Source organism: Arcticibacter eurypsychrophilus, assembly GCF_001730525.1.
In the GTDB taxonomy this organism is placed as follows: Bacteria; Bacteroidota; Bacteroidia; order Sphingobacteriales; family Sphingobacteriaceae; genus Arcticibacter; species Arcticibacter eurypsychrophilus.
The window spans coordinates 39089-60163 of record NZ_MDFN01000015.1 but is presented as its reverse complement, the minus strand read 5'-3'; the positions used below and the strand labels follow the sequence as shown (position 1 = coordinate 60163).

The 21075-nt window shown below is 40.7% G+C and carries 10 protein-coding genes; 6 read left to right on the top strand and 4 right to left on the bottom strand.

The features are described from left to right. Positions 1–110 precede the first annotated feature (110 nt). From BFL47_RS09860 to BFL47_RS09845, 4 genes are all read right to left on the bottom strand, one after another. Entirely contained in the window at positions 111–4250 is a 4140-nt protein-coding gene (locus BFL47_RS09860) for a hybrid sensor histidine kinase/response regulator transcription factor (RefSeq protein ID WP_069659629.1), read from the bottom strand. 134 nt (positions 4251–4384) lie between these two features. Beyond that, positions 4385–5908 (bottom strand): RagB/SusD family nutrient uptake outer membrane protein, encoded by a 1524-nt coding sequence (locus tag BFL47_RS09855; protein ID WP_069659628.1) that lies wholly within the window; start codon positions 5906–5908, stop codon positions 4385–4387. 19 nt (positions 5909–5927) lie between these two features. Further along, the gene (locus BFL47_RS09850) at positions 5928–9146 is read right to left on the bottom strand and encodes a SusC/RagA family TonB-linked outer membrane protein (protein ID WP_069659627.1); all 3219 of its coding nucleotides are present in this window, start codon (positions 9144–9146) and stop codon (positions 5928–5930) included. A 373-nt stretch (positions 9147–9519) separates the two neighbouring features. After that, positions 9520–11478: a glycoside hydrolase family 97 protein gene (locus BFL47_RS09845; protein ID WP_069659626.1), complete on the bottom strand. Its 1959-nt coding sequence runs from the start codon at positions 11476–11478 to the stop codon at positions 9520–9522. 256 nt (positions 11479–11734) lie between these two features. Between BFL47_RS09845 and BFL47_RS09840 the strand changes: the two genes are divergently transcribed. The 6 genes from BFL47_RS09840 to ltrA all read left to right on the top strand — a co-directional run bounded on the left by BFL47_RS09840 (position 11735) and on the right by ltrA (position 20908). Further along, on the top strand, positions 11735–12301 hold the full coding sequence (locus BFL47_RS09840) for an RNA polymerase sigma-70 factor (protein ID WP_069659625.1): 567 nt from the start codon (positions 11735–11737) through the stop codon (positions 12299–12301). A gap of 69 nt (positions 12302–12370) precedes the next feature. Next, a complete protein-coding gene (locus BFL47_RS09835) occupies positions 12371–13354 on the top strand; it encodes a FecR family protein (RefSeq protein ID WP_069659624.1) in 984 nt (327 codons plus the stop codon). A gap of 196 nt (positions 13355–13550) precedes the next feature. After that, positions 13551–16970 carry a TonB-dependent receptor gene (locus BFL47_RS09830; RefSeq protein WP_083257102.1) on the top strand — a complete coding sequence of 1140 codons (3420 nt, stop codon included), beginning with the start codon at positions 13551–13553 and terminating at the stop codon, positions 16968–16970. Between the two features lie 32 nt (positions 16971–17002). Continuing rightward, positions 17003–18973, top strand: a complete 1971-nt coding sequence (locus BFL47_RS09825; RefSeq protein WP_069659623.1) for a RagB/SusD family nutrient uptake outer membrane protein — start codon at positions 17003–17005, stop codon at positions 18971–18973. Positions 18974–19173: 200 nt separating this feature from the next. Next, positions 19174–19395, top strand: coding sequence for a hypothetical protein (locus tag BFL47_RS19780; RefSeq protein ID WP_069659622.1), 222 nt, complete (start codon positions 19174–19176; stop codon positions 19393–19395). A gap of 238 nt (positions 19396–19633) precedes the next feature. Next, a complete protein-coding gene (ltrA, locus tag BFL47_RS09815) occupies positions 19634–20908 on the top strand; it encodes a group II intron reverse transcriptase/maturase (RefSeq protein ID WP_211480961.1) in 1275 nt (424 codons plus the stop codon). The last annotated feature ends 167 nt before the right edge of the window (positions 20909–21075 follow it).

The window sequence follows — 21075 nt, the reverse complement described above, 5'->3', positions numbered from 1 at the left end:
TCCTTGAATAATTTAGTTTGTATAATTGGTTTTACAAAAGCTAAATTCGAGGTAAAAAAATAAATCAAAAGGGGGCAAACAGGGATAAATAGAGCGGTAAACGGATATAATTATTTAAATCGCATTAAATCCTGATTTAAAGATAGATTGTTAGAAAAAGTTTTACGATATTTTTTGATGTACTGCGAAGGATTCATATTGAACAACTTGTTAAACTGTTCCCTGAAATATTTGGAATCGTTAATTCCTACCAGATAAGAGGTTTCCAGAATAGTATTATCCGTGTTGATGAAGATCTCTGCTGCTTTCCTCAGACGTATAAAACGGATGAAACTATTGGATGACTGTCCGGAAATCGACTTGATCTTTTTGTAGAGTTTTGAACGCGACATACCAATCTCCTCCGCCAATACCTGGATATTAAATTCTGGATCAATCAGATGTTTCTCCACAATCAGGATACAGCTATCCAGAAAATCTTTGTACTCGTTGGAGATCTTTAAGTTATGCGCATTCAGTGTAATTTCATTGTAGAAATACTTTTGCAGGTTATTCTTGCTTTTAAGGATACTCGTTACCCTGGCAATAAGAATCTCTTTATCAAAAGGTTTACTGATATAATCATCCGCTCCCCCTTCAATACCCTTCAATTTTATTTCAGATGATGAACTTGCTGTTAATAGGATGAACGGAATATGAGATAAGGTAATGTCCTCTTTAGTCACACTGCATAATTCAATTCCACTCATTCCAGGCATCATGACGTCGCACAAGACTATATCAGGGACAAATTCTTTAATCAGCTGCAATCCATCATGCCCGTTATCCGCCTCGTAAAGCTTATATTCCAATTTGAAAAGCTGTTTCAGGTATTCACGAATATCTTTATTGTCATCTATAATCAGCATGCGCTTCATATCTGAGGTCAGCTCTTCATTAAAAAAAGTTTCATCAGCCGCCTCCACAATAGCATTTGCCGATATTTCATCCTCAATCAGTTCTTTAAGAAATACAGAGCTGGTCTCCAAATCATCCAAATCATCCAGAATCAACTCAGGATTTAAATGCGTTTTGCCTTTTAGTAGTTGGATCCTGAAGGTGGTACCCTCTCTCTCTTTACTTACATAAGAGATAGATCCACCATGGCTTTCAATGAAGTTCCGGACGATAAATAAACCGATCCCAAAGCCTCCCTTCAATGAGTCATTGCTCCCTGGTTCCTGGTAAAATCGGTTATAGAGCTTTTCTCCAGTACTCTCAGGGATTCCGCAACCGGTATCTTTGATCTCAATATGAATTACACCGGAATCCTCCCTCAAACTAAAGTTTACCGAACCATGTTCAGGCGTGAATTTAATCGCGTTTGAAAGCAAATTAAACAACACAATCTCCAGTTTTTCCCTGTCCGCATACACATCAATTAGCGTAAGGATACTGCTAAACACAAAATTTATATCCTTTGACTTCGCCTGATGACTAAAACACAGGAAAACCTCTTTACTTAAATTAACCAAATTCAGCTTCGATACCTTTAGCTTATCCACTTTTAAATCAGCCTTTCTGAATAACAACAGCTGATCCACCAGACTCAAAAGTCTTTTTGCGTTCCGGTAAACGATGTTAAGGTTCGTGGTGTCCACATTTTTATCATCCTTATACAGGAGTTCTTTTACCGGATTAATAATTAAGGTAAGCGGCGTACGAAACTCATGTGAGATGTTAGTAAAAAAAGATAATTTCCGTTCATTCAGCTCTTTCTCTTTTTCTGCCTCAATATGAGCTACTTTAATTTTATACCTCAATTGCGCTTGCCTGTCGCGATATAAAATGTAAGCGTAGATCAAGCCCCCAATTATGCTCATGTAGATCAAATAAGCCCACCAGGTTTGAAACCATGGGGGAGTAATAATCAGGACTAATTTTCTTCCCGCAGTATTCCAGAGACCATCGTTATTAGAGGCTTTTACCCAGAGAACATATCTCCCCGGGTTTAAGTTCGTATACGTGGCCTTGCGCTGTTTGCCCACGTAATTCCATTTTTCATCAAACCCAACCAGCTTGTATGCGTACTCGTTTTTTTCAGAATGGGTATAGTTCAGGGCCACAAATTCAAAGGAAAATACGCTCTGATCGTGGCTTAACGTGATCTCTTTTACTGAGTTCAGCGCTTGTTTCAATGGGGAGTTTTTGCCCGGTAAAACAGATTTATTAAAGATCTGAAAATCTGAAAAATAAACCGGAGGCAACTGTTTATTGTACTTAATGCGAAGCGGATCAAAATAAACAAGTCCTTGTTTACCTGCTAAATAGATACTTCCATCAGGGGCTTTACACATAGTCGTGCTGGAATATACACCATCTGCCTCATCGAAATTCTTAATAGCCATGGTCGTAGGGTTGAAGGTCGTAATCCCATTTTCCGTCAGCACCCACATGTTCCCTTTGTTGTCTTCCGTGATCTCATTAAAGACATTGCTTGAAAATCCATGTTTCTTAGTATATACCTGGAAAGAATTGCTCTTTTTCAGGTATTTATTTAATCCGTCGGGTGTGCAAACCCAGATTGTATGCTTTGAATCCAGGTAAAGATCCCTGACAATATTATTGCTGATGCTGCCTTTATTTTTTTCATTATTTGTGTATACCGTAAACCGCTTTTTTACGGGGTCAAAGCGGTTTAATCCACCACCATAAGTACCAATCCACACTGCATTATCCGCATCTTTTAACAAACTATACAAATGGTTGTTATTGATGGAGTACGAATCTTTTTTGTTATTGTAATAATGAGTAAAGGTATTGCTGCGGCTATGATAAATCTTCAAACCTGCGTCTGTTGCCAGGGCGTATTCCCCCAAACTCAGCTCAACCATATCTCTGAAAACATCTTCATTAAAGAGGTTCCCTATAGAAGAATGATGGTAATGATGAATAAAATTGCCCGTACTTTCGCTGTACTGATCAAATCCGTTTTCCGTCAGGATCCATATAGTTCCCTCCGAATCTAGGTACAACTTGCTGATTTCATTACTTGCCAGGCTTTTTGAATCACTGGTATGCAGGAACAACCTTGAGCTGCCATTTTTATAATCAAATTGATACAACCCGTTATTCGTACCCAGCCAAAGCACTGAATCTTTCAGTACTATACTTTTTACTATTTTCTGGCCAAGGGATAAGCGCAGCAGCTCAAACTTATATTGTTTGTAATCGATCTTGGTCAAACCATCAGATCCACAAATCCAAATCAGCCCATTCTGGTCCGTATAGGTATCACCAAAGGGGTTGTTAGCTAATTCCGGAAGCTTTGTCCAGGTATTATGCATCGTGTTAATCCAATAGAAGCCGGCATTACCACCCGCTACAAGAAGATTCTTTCCTGCCTTTTTAACAGTAAACACCGCAGTATTACCAGGATCGGGACATTTAAGTGCAGTAAACTTTCCGGTAGCAGGGTTGAATTGAAAAAGACCCTTCCAGTACGTGCCTACCCAAATCATTCCCTGATCATCTGTACACAAGTTCCATACATCATTCGGATTCTTCTCACCAGACCGATGGGGCTGTATGTAGTTCGTAAAATGCCGGGTGGTTTTATTGAAACTATTCAGTCCACTGCTCCAGTTTCCCAGCCAGAGCGTATGGAACCGATCTTCAACGATCGCATTAACCGACTTTCCCTTCATCGCATACCGATTTGACGTATCAGGCTGATAGACAATAAATGAATGGTTTTTTTCAACGAACTGATTAAACCCGTCGTCTGTTCCAATCCAAATGAGTCCCTCCTGATCCGCCAGTACAGACCAGATCTTATTATTGCTGATGGAGCCGGTTATGCCTTCGCCATGGTAAAACCGACTGAATTTTTCTGTTAGCGGATTGAGCAGGTTGAGTCCATCCATCGTCCCCACCCAGATCCGGCCACGCTGATCTTCAATTAACGCATTGATGTAATTATTGGTAATGGAAGTAGGATCACCGGGAATGTTGACAAAAGTCTTAAATGTATAGCCATCAAATTTACAAAGGCCGTTCTCCGTACCGATCCACATAAAACCTCGTCTATCTTTAAGCGCAGCGGTGGTGTTTTTAGATGGTAGTCCATCATTAGTGGTATAAGTTTTAATCGCATAATTCTCTGGCCTTAAACCTTTAACCAGGGTGTTGTTCCATACCTGTGCGATTGCCCCGTTGAGTGAAATCACAAAATAGAGTAAAAATAAGCTCAGGCTTAACCCTCTCTTCATAGATTATCAGGTTTTAAGTTTTGTTAGATTGGTAGCAGTTCGAATTGATTCATATAAAGGTAATAAAAATAAGTAAGCATAAAAAAAGCGGCCATTACGGCCGCTTTTTTTATTAAGCTCAATCTGTAATAATTTTAATAACCTGGGTTTTGAGTATATAAGCCTGGGACAGCATCTAACTGTGTTTGAGGTACCGGGTAGATCACATAATTAGCAACAACCGTTTTTATAGCCTTCTGTTGTGTATCCTCTTTAGCGATCCATGCATTCATGATGGTCAATAAGTCACCACTTCTTTGCAGGTCAAACCAGCGCGTTCCTTCATTTGCAAACTCCTTACGGCGTTCAACAAAAAGAGTGGTTAGTGTAGTTCCAGTAACAACAGGCAAGCCGGCTCTTACTCTAACCTGGTTCACAATGCCATCTACATCAGCTTGTGTACCAGCTCCTCCACGTAAAATGCATTCTGCCTTGCGCATTAGGATGTCGGTATAACGCATTGCGATAAAATTAATCCCCCAGTCAAAACGACTTGTAGCAGGGATTTTGGTAATATCAAGCCATTTTTTGTAGAAAGGACGATTTTCAGTACTGCCTGCGTTGGTATAACCAGCTGTGTAAATCGTGAATGCTTTACGTATATCAGCGGTAGCATAGCTGGTTAACAAGTCATTCGATACTGGGATGATCTCTAAAGTTCCATTTGCTTTCGTATCCCCAAGGGATGAAAAATAGCCATTAGGAGTCAAAGCCCAAGGGAAAGAAGCTCCGTAAAGATCGCTGTTCGCGCTGATTTTGTCCAAATACATCACATCAAAGATCGCTTCCTTATTTACTGTAGGATTTTGATTCGTGTACGAAAAGATAGAAGGGTAGCTGGTGTTAAAAACGAACAGACCAGAGTTGATAATATCATTCAACAGGGGTAAAGCCAGATTCCATTCGTTGGATGCAAGACCTGGTCCTTCGATCCCATAAGTAGGTCCTGATTTAGCCATATACATTTGCGCCAATAAACCTTCGGCTGCATATTTGGTTGCACGACCCACATTCACACCAGTATAACTGGTAGGTAGGTTAGCAATTGCAAACTGCAGGTCGGCAGTGATGAAAGCATACACATCAGCCACAGGACTCCGGTCAATCACATTGACTTCTTCTAACGATACCGGATGATCTATAATAGGCGCTTTACCAAAATAGCGAACCAGGTCGAAGTAATAGAAAGCACGCAGGAACCGTGCCTCCGCCTGAAGCCTGGTTGCCAAAGTAGTGGAACCAATAAAGCTGCCATTTTTGTCGATCTGATCCAGCAGGGTATTCGCCCGGAAGATTCCGTTAAAGTTTGCTGCCCATGCTTCGATCACATACGCGTTCGAGGCCAATGATGGTGAAAAGTCATTTATCGGATCCCAGTCACGCACTGTCACAGACACTCCGTAAATATTATCTGAGCGGATCTCTGACATATTAGCCAGGCGGACCGGGTAATTATGCAGGTCGGCATATATCGCATTGGATGCCTGTACAAAATCACTTGGGGATTGATAAAAGGTAGCTGTAGTTGACGCTGAAATAGGGACCAGATCCAAATCCTTATTACAGGAAGTCATCATGATTACGGCCGATATAGTTGATATAAAAAATATCTTTTTCATTGTGGAATTGTTGAAATAATTAAAATGAAACGTTTACCCCGAATATTAATGATTTAGCTAATGGTAATCCACCGTAATCACCTGCTTGCGGGTAGGCGCTGCTCGAGCTGATTGCCGTATTTTGCGCTTCAGGATTGAAACCACCATCATATTTATCATGACCAAAGAAGTTTTCAGCAGTCATATAAAGACGTGCAGCACCTAGTGCTTTCACTTTCATTACACTTTTTAAGTTGTAACCTAACGTAATGTTTCTCACTCTGACATAGTCAGATGAATATAACCAGTCTGTATTGGCCACAAATCCAAAAGTAGAATAAGCTTTACTAACCTTGCCATCACCAGGATCTTCAGCAGATCTCCAGCGGTTGGCATAAAATGCAGGTGCATTATCAGTGAAACCCTGACCAGTACGGGTAATCGCTCTTCCTAATAAAGAGTAAATCGATCCTCCGTTTTGTCCCTGAACCAATACACTCAGATCAAAACCTTTGTAACGGAATGAATTGGTGATACCCCAGGTATAATTCGGGTTTGGATGACCAACTATTTGTTTATCCGTTTCTGTAATCACACCATCAGCATTTAAATCCTGGTATTTAGGGTCACCGACAGTTTGTCCGGTACCATAAAGAGCCACTTTATTAGTAATATCTTCCTGAGTCAGGATGCCTGTTTGTCTCACTACATAAATACTATTCAAAGGCTGTCCCACACGTAAAATGTTATCCGTTACATCAAAAGCATTCGGGATAATAATTTGTTGCTGGTTGCCATATAAGGAGACGATTTTATTTGTATTGTGACTGATGTTGATTGATGTATTCCATTGAAAATTACCTACAAAGTTATGCGTGGTTATTTCCAGTTCCTGACCAATATTACGGACAGAACCTGCATTACGCAGCTGGAAGTCAAATCCTGTTGCTGCAAGGATCGGAACATTCAGTAACAGGTCTGTATTTAATTTGTTATAATAATCAAATGAACCGGTGATCCTGTTTTTTAACAGACCAAAATCCAGACCGAAGTCATAAGTCTGCGATTTTTCCCATTTAATATCAGGATTAGGAATGCCATTTGGAGCCTTGGCGATTGCCGAAGCTGGTGTAGTACCTGTTACATAACCGTATACTCCAATCTGGGAAATACTTCCGTAATCGGCAATACTGTTGTTTCCATTCACCCCATAACTAGCGCGTAGTTTCAAATCACTCACAGCAGTCAGGTCTTTCATAAAGTTCTCTTCTACGATCCTCCATCCGATAGAGGCAGAAGGGAAAATACCCCATTTGGTGTTTGCTCCAAACCTGGAAGAACCATCTTCACGTAAACTGGCAGACAATAAATATTTATCCTTATAGCCATATTGAACACGACTAAAATAAGAAAGCAATACGTTTTTAGTAGAAGTAGAATTACCGGCCACCGCTGCTGCAGCATTTAACGTTTTTATCACGCTACTGGTGTACCCTCCAACAGAAGACATTGTGGATTCATCCAAACGATCCGTATTATATGATTGACCAATTAATATATTCAAGCTGTGCACCGCTTTGAAATTGGCATCATAGGACAGCGTATTTTCGTTTACGAAGGTTTGCCTTTTAAAAGTGTTATAAGATCCGGAAGTATTAACTGTTACATTGGGGTTTTTAATCTCATTAAAAGTCCTGTTAGCCAGGGTACCCGCAATGGTAAAAGGCGTATAACCACTGGAGGCATTGTCCACATTATCCAGATTCAGTGATGTTTTAAAGCGCAAACCTTTAATGATTTCATATTCTCCAAAAATAGTGGCCAGGGTTCTGTATTTTTTACTTTCCCCCACTTTGTTTTCCAGTTTCGCAACAGGACTGTTTGTGGTATTACTCCAGAAATACTGAGCATTCTTAAAAGAATTGGTATAAACACCTACAGAATCTTCCTGTACCGGACTGTGGCTGATTGCCTGATGGAAGATATTGTCCTTACCTTCCACACCAGGGTCTTTGGTGATCGAATAAGTAGGCGCTATGTTTAACCCAAACTTTAATTTTTTTGTCGCTTTAACTTCGATATTCGCTCTGGCAGAAAAGGCCTCATATCCAAGCCCTTTCACAAAACCATCCTGATTTGCATAATTACCCGAAATGAAATAATTAACCGCATCAGTACCACCGCTGGCACTCAGCGCATGATTTTGCATGGCACCATTTTGCTCAATTTCCTTTTGCCAATCTACATATTCTAACCCGGGGTGACCATCCTGAGCCCACCTCGGATCAAGCATATAGGCCGCACTGAAAGCACCTGCATTAAAGGCTTGGCGTGTAGCTGTTGCATCTGTTGCTAAAGCACCTTTAGCGCCAAATTGACGTACATACGCTGCGTTGATCATTTCAGTAGCACGGTCAATCCATTGATCCCCGTTCAACATCGGCAAGGTTTTACTAGCCGCATTATAACCGTAAAACGCATTATAACTAAGGTTAGCTTTCCCGCTTTTTCCTTTTTTCGTGGTAATTAAAACAACCCCATTCGAAGCTCTTGAGCCATAAATAGCAGCAGCTGCCGCATCCTTTAATACCTGGATGTTTTCTATATCATTTGGGTTTATATTATCCAATGGGTTTCCAGAACCATAACTACCACCGCTGCCTATTGGAGTTACCGCTAAAGGAAAACCGTCAATAACATATAAGGGTTCATTACCGGCACTAATGGATCCACTACCACGAACACTTACACTGAAAGCCTTTCCCGGTACACCCGTAGTTTGCTTAACAGAAACACCGGCCATCTGACCAACTAAAGCCTGATCCACACGTACAATACCGCGCTCATCCAGATTGTCCGCTTTGAAGGTGGCTAAAGCACCGGTTACATTCGTTCTTTTTTGAGTACCGTAACCCACCACAACCACTTCATTCAGCTGGTTATTGTTATCCGTCATGGTAATGATCAAACTCGTTCTATCCCCTACGATCACTTCCTGATCATCATATCCAATTGATTTAATTGATAATACCTGCCCTTTCGAAACCTTAATTGTGAATATACCATCCACATCAGCAATAGTACCAAGTTGAGTTCCCTTGATTTTTACCGAAGCCGCGGGTACCGGTATTTTTTTGCTGTCAATTACAGTACCCTTAATTGTTAGTTCTTGTGCGAGAGCTGTGTTAGAATCTAGTGTACTGAAAAAAAACAGTAAGAGCAGGAGGATGCACCTTTGAGTGAGTAATAGTCCTTTCATGAAATTAATTTTATTGGTTAGTCTGCACAGCAGTTTTTATTGATGTACGAACATATATTGAAATTGTTACGTAACCATCCTGTGGCATCCTGCTTTTTACTTACATATGCCTGTCTAATACTAATTGTCCTGAATTATTAGTTAAGTTTCTTTCAAAGACTATTTTATCGTTTAAAATTTAATTGATTTTATTAATAACCTGATTGCAAAAAGTTCATAATGGTGCCTTTTTAATAAATCTTTATTATTTTTAAAAATAAGTATGAAACTGCTTTAATTACGCACAATAACATCAACCATGTTATTGTGGATATTTCATGTTACTGTTGTAATTATGTAACTGAATAAGTTCATGTTTTATTAGCTAGTTCAATTACAGTATGCCAATTTTTACAAACCGCGCTACATAACCCCCTCCTTTTGCCATTGGCAACGTAATAACCGAATTCTTATTCACTTCTAGAGTCTCCATTCTAAAATCACGGGCATTCCGATCCGCATTGATCCCATCTTTCCAAACCAGCATTTTGTAGTTGCCTTCACCGAGGAAAGACGCGCTAACCTTAATTACACGAGCTGTCCAATCCGTCATGCCCCCCAAATACCAATCCCCATTTTTTGCTTTTCTGGCCATCACTACATAGTCGCCCACTTTCGCTTCCAGCGGAACAGTAATATCCCACACAGAAGGAACCGCTTTCAGGAACTCCATACAGGCAGGTTCTTCCATATAATGCGTCGGGATATCACATAACATTTGAAGCGGACTCTCAAAAACTACATACATAGCCATCTGGTTACAGCGGGTCCCTAGCGTCATCGGCTCAGCCGGATTTGCCGCCCATGCCTCTTTTTGCACATTGCGCATTCCACCAGGAGTAAAGTCCATCGGCCCGGCTACCATCCGTATAAAAGGTAAAGTAGTAGTATGCTCCGGATCAATGGCAGCTGCAAACTTGCTGATCTCATTTCCGAGCACCCCTTCAGATGACATCACGTTAGGGTACGTTCTCATCCATCCAGTCGGTTTATAGGCACCATGGAAGTCAACCATCATTTTTCGTTTAGCTGCCGCTTGCGCAATCTTCTCATAATAGTTCACCATATCCTGGTCATCGCGCTGCATAAAATCTACTTTGATGCCTTTAATACCCCATTTCTCAAACTGATCCAGTGCAGTATCCAGTTGCTGATCCAACACCAGCCAGCTGGTCCATAAGATCAAGTCGACCTTTTTCAGTTTCGCATATTCCGCTAACTCCTGCACATCAATGTCCGGTGCTTGTTTCATCAGATCCCTGGTATCGCACCAGCCTTCATCAAGCAGCACATACTCGATCCCGTTTTTCGAAGCAAAATCAATGTAATATTTGTATGTATCGTTGTTGATCCCCGCTTTAAAATCGACCCCATAAATATTGTTGTAATGCCACCAATCCCATTGCACTTTACCCGGTTTTATCCAGTTGTAGTCTCCCAAAGCAGGTCTTGCAAACTGATAGACGAGTTGATTATTCAGCAGATCTTTATCCTTACGGGCGACCATAAGCAGGCGCCAGGGAAAAGAAGCTGGGCCTGATATTTTAGCTATATAATCCTCCCTTGATTCCACTTTCTCGTCCCGGTCACTGTCAATTTTCTTAGTCTTAGGATAATGCGGAAATACGGCTTGAATCCCACCATTGCCCTTACCTCTTACCCACATGCCGGCATAATTAAATAAGTCAGATTCCGTTAGCAGCACCTTGACATCACCCTTGAGTTCAAAAAGAACAGGTAAGCTAGCCAATTTTTGAGCATCAATGCTGTCCAGCCGGTAATTCCGGTACGCTCTTTCATTATGCGAATAGAATCCATCTTCCTGAGGATACCAGGAATGCCCGTTTTTATCAAAGTTAAACGAGGCGCGTTCTTCAGATATGGTATATAAGCCCTTATGGTTGCTGATCCAACGGAAACCAGTACCATTATTGTACACTTTCCATTCCAGCGAAAGTCCGTTCGGAAAATCCAGATGAAGCTGATTGTAGTTGTCTGTTATAGTACTACTTTTTTGTTGGATGACCGGCTTTAAAACAGCCGAATGAGAAGAAGTTTTGGCAGCAGATACCTTCCAGTTATTTCCTTTTAAAACACTGGTTCTGAATGATATCGCAGAAGGCGCTACCAGCTCTTTCTTATCCAGGAAGACACTGTAGTAAATGCTATCCGTTATTTCAATCCTAACCTCCAGACTTTTATCCGGTGAGCTAAGAGTATATCTCTTTTGGGCAAGAACAGAAGTACCCAACAAGGCAGGCAGCATCAGCAATATTAGTTTTACTTTATTCATAATCGGAAATCAAATCTAAATAATGTTAAACGTTTTAGCAAAATATATATAACGAAAATAGATCGCCTGAAAATCTCCATTCCTAACAATTATATAATATTTTTGATATTGTTACTTAATTATCCCTTACTTTACTCTTTAATGAGTTGCCTGATCATCCGGCGGTATCTGAATACAAGAATTACAGGTCTTAAAAGCCTGAAAAGCTCTCAGGAGTTATTAACCATAAACCCGGAGCTGTTAATCATAAGAACAAATGAATCAATATACGGATCAGGAACTGTTAAATTTGCTTAAGGAGGATCATGTCCCTGCTTTTGACGAATTATATGACAGGTACTGGTCAAAGCTATATTCTGCCGCATATAAAAGGATCAAGAGCCGGGAGGATGCAGAGGAGATCGTTCAAAATATTTTTACAGATATATGGACCAAGCGAACCGTGTTGCACATCAGCACATCATTTGAGCACTACCTATTTACTGCGGTAAAATATATGGTATTCGCCACTTTTAAAAAGGAGAATAGCCGAAGATCATACGAAAACTATATCGTTCAAATGAATCAAAACAGTGATAATTCCACAGAGGAAGTTATAGCATCGAACGAGCTGCAGCAAAACCTTGCTAAAATCGTCGAGAATCTTCCGGAAAGATGCAAAGCGGTATATGAAATGAGCCGCAAAGAACATTGTTCAAATAAAGAAATCTCCTCTTCATTAGGCATCTCAGAAAAGACAGTAGAAAACCATCTTACCCGTGCGCTAAAATCCTTGCGCATCCGATTAAAAGAGACCGGAACCCTTTTCCTGTTTTTATTTTAGTATCTGTTGGGGGGTAGGCCCTCGTTAGCACACTCTACTATATACCAGCAATAACCCTTCGCGTATTCAATGAAAATTATAAATCAGTTGATAGATAAATACCTGAACAATGCATGCAGTCCAGAAGAGGAGGCTTATGTTCAAAAATGGTATAACTCTTATGAAAATGATCCCGAGCCTGCAGAACTTCTTGATGCCAGCGAAAGCGATGCAATCAGACAAAGGATCCTTCAGAATATCAAAAGTCAGGTTAACCACAAAAGCTCCGAAATTCAAACCAAAACCTCCAGAGTACGCCGTTTATATTATACCCTTGCCGGAGTTGCCGCAACTTTAATCCTTGCTGTATACACAATAAGCTATATTAATTCCAGAAGCAGTGCAGGTCAGAACAATAATCTGGTAATTATTGTGAACAACACAAGACTTTTAGAAAACCACATTCTTCCTGACGGAAGCAGTCTATGGCTTAAACCCCAGGCCATCATCAATTACCGGATTCCATTCGGAACAAAAAACCGGGAAATAACCCTCAAAGGCGAATCTTTCTTTGATATTAAACACGATACCCTTCATCCCTTTATCATTCACACTAAAGATTTTGACACCCGCGTATTAGGTACGAGTTTTACCATCAACTCCAGTGGAAAGGGGACAGCCAAACTATCCGTTATTTCAGGGAAAGTCTTCGTGTATGTCCCTCTCCGAAATGGTAAGGCATCTAAAGGTGTTATTGTATTACCCAAGCAGAAAGTAATTTATGCCCCGACTCAAAATCAGTTGGAAAAGAGTAAGGAAACAGACCCTGAACTGCGGATCTGGGACAAGAAAAGTTTTGTATTTGACAATGTACCTGTAATAGAAGTGCTGTCAGCCTTAAAAACAAATTTCAATGTGCAGATTAAGGTCGATCCAACAGAAATAGATCATCTCACACTGAAGGCAGATTTTACAGGATTAAACCTCCCGGTGATCCTGAAATTGATGAATAAATCATTAAATGTCAACTTCGGTTTTTGCGATGAAACTATAATTATTGAAAATAGGAATTAACCAAAATAACAAACCTGAAATATATGAAATATAAGAACTAAAACTGGAAACCAAAACCTTAAAGGTCAAGCCATTAAATAAAGGTTAAGATTGCTGACACAATTCTTAACCTTTATCTCAATCTCAAGCCACCTGCATAAAAACGTGCACAGGTGGTTATTGTCTCATTTATAGCTAAATAAAACAAAATAAAAGTATGAAATTTTATTTAAACAGTTCCAAAGACTTTTGGTACATTATGAAAATTACACTCAGTCAGTTCATGCTGTTTTCAGTCTTTTGCTGCGTGTCCTACGCATCTTCAGGAAAAGCCCAGGGGGTATTAAATAATATAGTTGATGTCAACTATCACTCCGTAAAACTGCAAACTATTTTAACGGGAATAGAGAAATCAACAGGCGTAAAGTTTGTATACAGCGTCAATATGATTGATGCTAAACAAAAAGCTTCAATTTCAGCAACAGCATTGAAACTCTCAGATGTGCTGAACAACTTATTGAAAAGCCGTGGTATCCAATACGAAGTGATCAATAATCAGATCGTATTAAATAAAGCAATGCCTGAAGCGGTTATCATTGCCGTCGCAGAAAACCAGATCTCCGTCGCTAGCGCCGCTGATCTCGTTTTAAGGGGTAAAGTGACCGATAGCAAGGGCGTTCCTCTTCCCGGAGTAAGTGTCAAAATCAAAGGAACTTCAATGGGAGCAGCCAGTAATGTAGATGGCGTTTACTCCTTAAAAGTTCCTACCGCCAATGAGAATGGAACCTTAGTTGTTTCTTACATGGGCTTCATCACAAAAGAAATTGCCATTAAGGGAAGTTCAAACATCGATGTAACCTTATTAGAAGATGTAAAAGCATTAGATGAAGTGGTGGTCGTAGGTTATAACATCGTGAAGAAATCAGATGTAACCGGAGCAGTAGTAAGCATTGGAGCCGATCAGATCCGTTCCCGTCCTGTACAAAATGCATTGCAAGCCGTACAAGGTAAAGCTGCAGGGGTAGACATTACCTCAAATGAGCGCCCGGGAGAAATAGGAAAGATCTTTATCCGTGGTACCCGTTCTCTTCTGGCCATCAACAGTCCGCTTTATGTAGTAGATGGAATTCCATTAGCTGCCGGTGGTATTGAGGCCTTAAACCCGAATGATATCGAAACCATTAATATCCTTAAAGATGCCTCCGCAACCGCTATTTATGGTTCCAGAGGTGCTAATGGTGTCGTATTAGTAAGTACCAAAAAAGGTAAAACTGGAAGTGTATCCTTAAATTATGTAGGTACCGCAACCATTGAAAAACAGTATGACCTTGCTGACATGATGAATTCTGCAGAATATGTGGCATTTCGTCGCGCCTCGAAAGGTATAACCGCCGAAACAGCAACCCTTGCATCAGACGTGCTTTTGTTCCCTGGAGATACTTATGCATTATCCAATATCCAAAAAGGTTGGGCAAACGGAGCATGGGATGGAAGTTTGATTCCTACTACCAACTGGGGCGACATGGTATTAAGAACAGGATTGACTCAAGATCATACCTTAAGTGCCAGTGGAGGAACGGATAAAATAAAATCCTATGCATCATTTGGATACCTAAATCAGGAAGGTACTCAACTTGGTCAGGACTATAAACGTTATACAGGAAAGTTCAGTGCAGATCTGAATCCCGTTAAATGGTTTTCTATGGGAGGAAGTATCACTTCAACTTACGGCATTCAAAATTATGGTTATGCAACCAGCAGTGCAACAGGTCCCGGTAATCTATATGCTGCAGCAAGAGGCATGTTGCCTTATGCTGTTCCTTTTGACGATAACGGAAAACGTATCAATCTTCCTGGAGGAGATGTCAATATTCAAAATCCAATTGGCGAAGATGAATACAATATAAATGAGCGAAAGATCCTTCGTACTTTGGGAAATCTATACGCCGAAGTGAAAATTATGGATGGCTTAAAGTATCGCGTTAACTTCGGTCCTGACTTTTATAAGAGAACGAATGGAAGATGGATGGATGCAATGTCCATTAACAGAGGGGCAGGTGAATCCGGTTCTACAAACTATGCGCAACTGAATGAGGAATCAAAATTTGCATGGACATTAGACAATTTGCTTTATTTTGATAAGACATTTAACGGAAAGCATAATGTAGGATTGACCTTACTTCAAAGTGCCTCTTCTTACAATCAGGAAACATCTACGATGACGGCGACCAATCTTCCCTGGAACAGTCAAAAGTGGCATCAGATGAATTCTGTGCCAGCCTTAGATGCTTACGGAACCAATTTAGTTGAATCTTCCCTTAACTCCTATATGGGGCGTTTCAATTATGGCTTTGACAACCGTTATTTATTAACCGCATCCGCCAGATGGGATGGCGCATCCCAATTGGCAGAGGGCAACAAGTGGGATTTCTTTCCTTCCGCTGCTCTTGCATGGAGAATCGATCAGGAAGATTTCATGAAAGGTCTGTCTGCAATTAATCAGTTAAAACTACGGTTAGGAGTAGGAACAACAGGAAATTCGGCTATTGATCCTTACTCCACTCTGGGAGGATTGCAGCCCTTGTATTATACTTGGGCAAGTTTAGTCGAAGCAGGTTATGTATCATCAGATCCTTCATCAGCAAAACCTGTTACCATGGCAAATCCATCCCTTGGTTGGGAACACACTACACAATGGAACTTAGGTCTTGATTTTGACATCTTTAATGGACGAATAAATGGAAGTATAGATGCCTATACCTCTAAAACAAGCGATTTGTTGATGCCTAAGAGCATCCCGTCTATTAACGGCTTTACTGTAACCAATGATAATATTGGGAGAACTTCCAATAAGGGAATTGACATCACGCTGAATACCATTAATGTGAAGACAAAAGATTTTAACTGGTCCAGTAATATCAGCTTCTCAGCCAACAAAGGAAAAATTGACGAAACATCGAATGGTAAAGTAAATGATATTGGCAACAAATGGTTTATAGGCCAAAGTCTGGCAGTATTTTATGATTACGAAAAAGTAGGCATTTGGCAGAATACAGAGGCTGACCTTGCTGAGATGGCCTTATTTAAAGCCAATGGAAATACATTTCTTCCTGGAAGTATTAGGATTAAAGATTTAAACGGTGATTATAAAATTGATGCGAATAATGACCGCAAAATCGTTGGAGACACTAATGCAGATTGGACAGGCGGTTTAACCAACACCTTTAGTTACAAAAACTTTGATCTATCCTTATTCATATATGCAAGGATGGGATTTACTATTGAAACAGGAGCAGAATCGCTTCAAGGACGTTTTGCCCAACGTGTTGTAGATTACTGGACACCTACCAATCCAACAAATGACTATCCTGCCCCTAATTATGCAAGTGCATCCGGGGATTCTTTCAAAAGCTCCATGAACTACCAGGATGGGTCGTTCGTTAAGCTCCGTAATATTTCTCTGGGATATAATTTTTCTCAGGCAGTAGCTACTAAACTTCATTTGAGCAATCTTAAGCTATATGCACAGATCATGAATCCAGGTTTGATTTATTCAAAAGTAGACTGGATCGATCCTGATCTAGGAGGATCAACATTTAACAGAGGTGTTGTATTCGGTGTTAATGTTGGATTTTAATTTTTAAAGCGGTAAATATTAAAGAAACAGTTATGAATAATCTATTAAAACTAATATATAGCAGTATTCTTGTAGTCATTTGCATGGTTTTACCCAGCTCATGCAGCAAGAGTTTTCTGGATGAAGAATATGTTACAGCAAGGAATACGAGTGATTTTGAAACCGCTGTAGGACTTGATGGTGTGGCAACTGGTATGTATCAATCGCTCCGCTATCACTTTAACTATGAATGGGCCTATGCCACCACTAACTATGGAACAGATGAATTTGAAGTAGGAGGAGACCGCACAGAACAAATGTGGAATTCTTACGATGCAAATCTAAATTCGATAACAGGTGATGCAGGAAGTGTATGGGACAATATGTATGGTAATATTAATTCAGCCAACATATTAATTCAGAACGTTCCTTTGTTTTATGGCGATGGAGCAAATAAAAATACCCGTTTAGGTGAAGGTTATTTCATGCGGGCATTCGATTACTTTAAACTGGTAAAACAATTTGGTGGAGTTCCATTAAAGCTGATCCCATCTACGGTTGCAGAGTTTGAGTTTACACGTGCTACAGATCAGGAAGTATACACGCAGATCATCAGTGATTTTATTCAAGCCTATGAGTACTTGCCAGAAACCGCTGCACAAACAGGACGTATTACCAAAAATGCAGCAGCACATTTTCTGGCGAAAGCCTATTTATATCGTGCCAGTGAATTATACAGCGGCTGGAATACAGCTACTAAACAATCCGATCTGGAAAACGCCATTAAATATGCCGATATCGTAATCAACAGCGGTCGTAATGCACTGGCAACTGATTTTCGTTCCTTATGGGAGTTTACAACTGTAGACGGACCCAACGAAAAACTACCTGAAGTTATTCTGGCTGCACAATTTTCAAATAATACCGCTACCCAGGGGCGTTATGGAAACCAACTTCATTTACACTACCCATCGCTATATTCTAATTTGGCCGGGATGCAGAGAGATCTTGCAGGTGACCGTGAGTTTCAGCGATTGAAAGCAACAGATTTCGCATTAGGCGTTTATGACCGGGTTAATGATTCCCGTTTTTGGAAAAGCTTTAAGACCAGGTACCTGTGTAATAAACCAGCAGGCGCACCAGTTTGGACAGCAGCATACGCACCAAGTACTGCTTTAGTGGGTAAGGCAAAGTTTGCCGGTGGCGAAGAATCTATCCTGTATATCATCAACAATCCTGGAGACACCCGTTATACTGCAGCGAATCTTAATCTTCGTGCACCTTTCATGTTTGTTCGCTATTTCAATGGAGAAAACGAGAATCTGTTAGGAGTACATGGAAATTATACCGTAAGCCGGAGTGTTGCACTTTCTAAGTTCATGGACGGATCAAGGAATGCGGTTGCTTCTCAATTTGGACAACGTGACGGAATATTGGCACGAGTAGCAGAAACCTATCTGATCGCAGCGGAAGCTTATGGTCGTTTAGGCCAATATGCTCAAGCATTACCTTACCTGAATAAAGTTCGTGACCGAGCAGCTTACAAAGCTGGTGAAGACCGTTCCAGTTATGCTGATGGAGGTGTAGCTTATAAGACTAATGCCGTTACATCAACAGCCTTTGTTTCATATTCAGATAAGAACACCTACTATGAGTCAAACAATATGGCCAACACAGTAGCAAGTTCGTTAACCACTATGCACTTAAACAGTGTGGCAGACATCTTCAATTCAAGCAACGAATTTTATACCAAACTTGGTGCTACCAGTGATGCCAGTAAGTTCCTTGCTTTTATACTAAACGAACGTTCCCGCGAATTGATGGGCGAGTTGATGCGTTGGGAAGATCTATCCAGAACCAAAACATTATTCGTTCGTGCTAAAGCATTTAATAGTGAAGCAGCACCGGTTGAAAGCAAACATTATTTGCGCCCAATTCCACAAACATTTTTGGATATAATTAAGAGTGGTGGACAAGCATTAACTGCAGATCAAAAAACAGCTATGCAAAATCCAGGTTATTAGGATTTAAAAAGATGATTTGATAAAAAGGTTTTTTAATATAAAAGAGGCTATCGCATATGTGGTAGCCTCTTTTTTTAGTGTGCCGGGCATGGCAATCAGCTATAGGGTGCAAGTCCCGAACCCACTTTGCAGTAGGAAGGGTTAGCCAAAAGCAAGGGTGTTGCAGGTGACTGCGAATCTGAAGGAAGCAAGCGGCAAATATGGGGGCATACGAACAGAAACTGTATATAAGGCGGGATGATGGGGGTAATGTTGCTAAACAAACAAAAGCCCAATACTGCACAGACCATCAACACGTAAATACAGATGCCACATCCATAGAAAGCGGATTATCTTACCCCGGGAGATCTGACTATAATCTGTCAATGGTATGCGCGAATGCCGGAGAAGAAACAGTAACCAGAATAATAATGGTTAACTGATACAGTCAGAAGTCAGCAGAAGTCATAGTACTGATTGATTAACAAACAGGAAGGACTGAATGTTAGAATGGCAAAGGAAACAGGACGTTTATGGCGAAGCGATAACAACAGAACCACATCAGAGGACTACCTGCAGGAGGATAAGCCGGAAGCTTAAAGTAAAGCGTAGGAGGAGTTGAGCAGAGCCATGCAACCAATGTGCACAATGCCTGGGATTAAAAGTTTTTTTTTTAGTAGTATGCTTGAAGAAATATTAGACATCCGCAATGTACAAAAAGCCTTTAAGCAGGTTACTGCCAATAAAGGAGCCGGAGGTATTGATGGTATGCAGACCGAAGAACTTCGTGACTACCTGAACACCAACTGGCAAACATTAAGGACTGATATATTGACAGGCAGTTATCATCCCCAATCGGTGCGGAAGGTAGAGATACCCAAAGCCGGCGGGGGAAAGAGAATGTTGGGCATCCCAACGGTAACCGACCGGTTACTACAGCAAGCCATTTCCCAATGGCTAAGCCCTAAGTACGAGGGCGACTTTTCGATAAACAGTTATGGCTTCCGTCCGAGACGCAGTGCCCATCAGGCAGTGCTGGGAGCACAGGTAAACCTCAATGAAGGCTATACCTGGGTAGTAGAACTGGATCTTGAAAAGTTCTTCGACAAGGTAAACCACGACAAACTGATGAGCCTGCTATCGGGAAGGATAAAAGATAAGCGAACCTTAAAGCTTATCCGTTCTTACCTAAGCAGCGGTATCATGGAGAATGGACTGGTCATCCCCAGAAGAGAAGGAACACCGCAAGGCAGTCCTTTAAGCCCTTTATTGTCCAATATTATCCTGAATGAATTAGACCAGACACTGGAAGAGCGGGGTCATCACTTTATACGTTACGCAGATGACTGCAGTATTTACGTACGGAGCAGGAAATCTGCTTACAGGGTCATGGAAGGAATCACAGGATATTTGGAGGAGGAACTAAAACTTAAGGTAAACCGGGAAAAGAGCAAAATAAGCAGACCAACTAGCAGTACGCTTCTAGGCTTTTCTTTCTACAGGAGCAAAGCAGGGTGGCAAATGCGGATTGCGTCCCAATCTCTGAATAGAATAAAACGGAAGATAAAGGAACAGACCAAACGAAACCACCCGATCAGCACCCATGAACGGATCGCTAAACTGGAAAGTGTAATACGGGGCTGGGTAAACTACTTTCAGATCGCTAAAGCCAAAAGTCAGCTACTTAGATTAGACGAAATGGTTCGAATAAGACTAAGGATGATCATTTGGAAACAGTGGAAGAAAGTTCATACCCGTATGCGGAGCCTGATCAAACTGGGCATCTCAAAGGAGAAAGCCTATGAATGGTCAAACAGCCGGAAATCATACTGCAGGATAGCGCATAGCCCAATATTAAGCCGTACACTAAATAATGCCTACTTTACAAAGCTGAAATACACAGGTTTCGCCAACTACTACTATTGGAAAACGGAACACCAAAAGAAGTTATTCTAACAAACCGCCGTATACCGAACGGTACGTACGGTGGTGTGAGAGGACAGATAGCCAAATAATGGCTATCTTCCTACTCAATTGACCAATTTTTACGTTCTTATTAAGAATAATTCTAAATATTCTTCATTATTTCAATAAAATACACTAGTTTCGAGCACTCTTAGTAA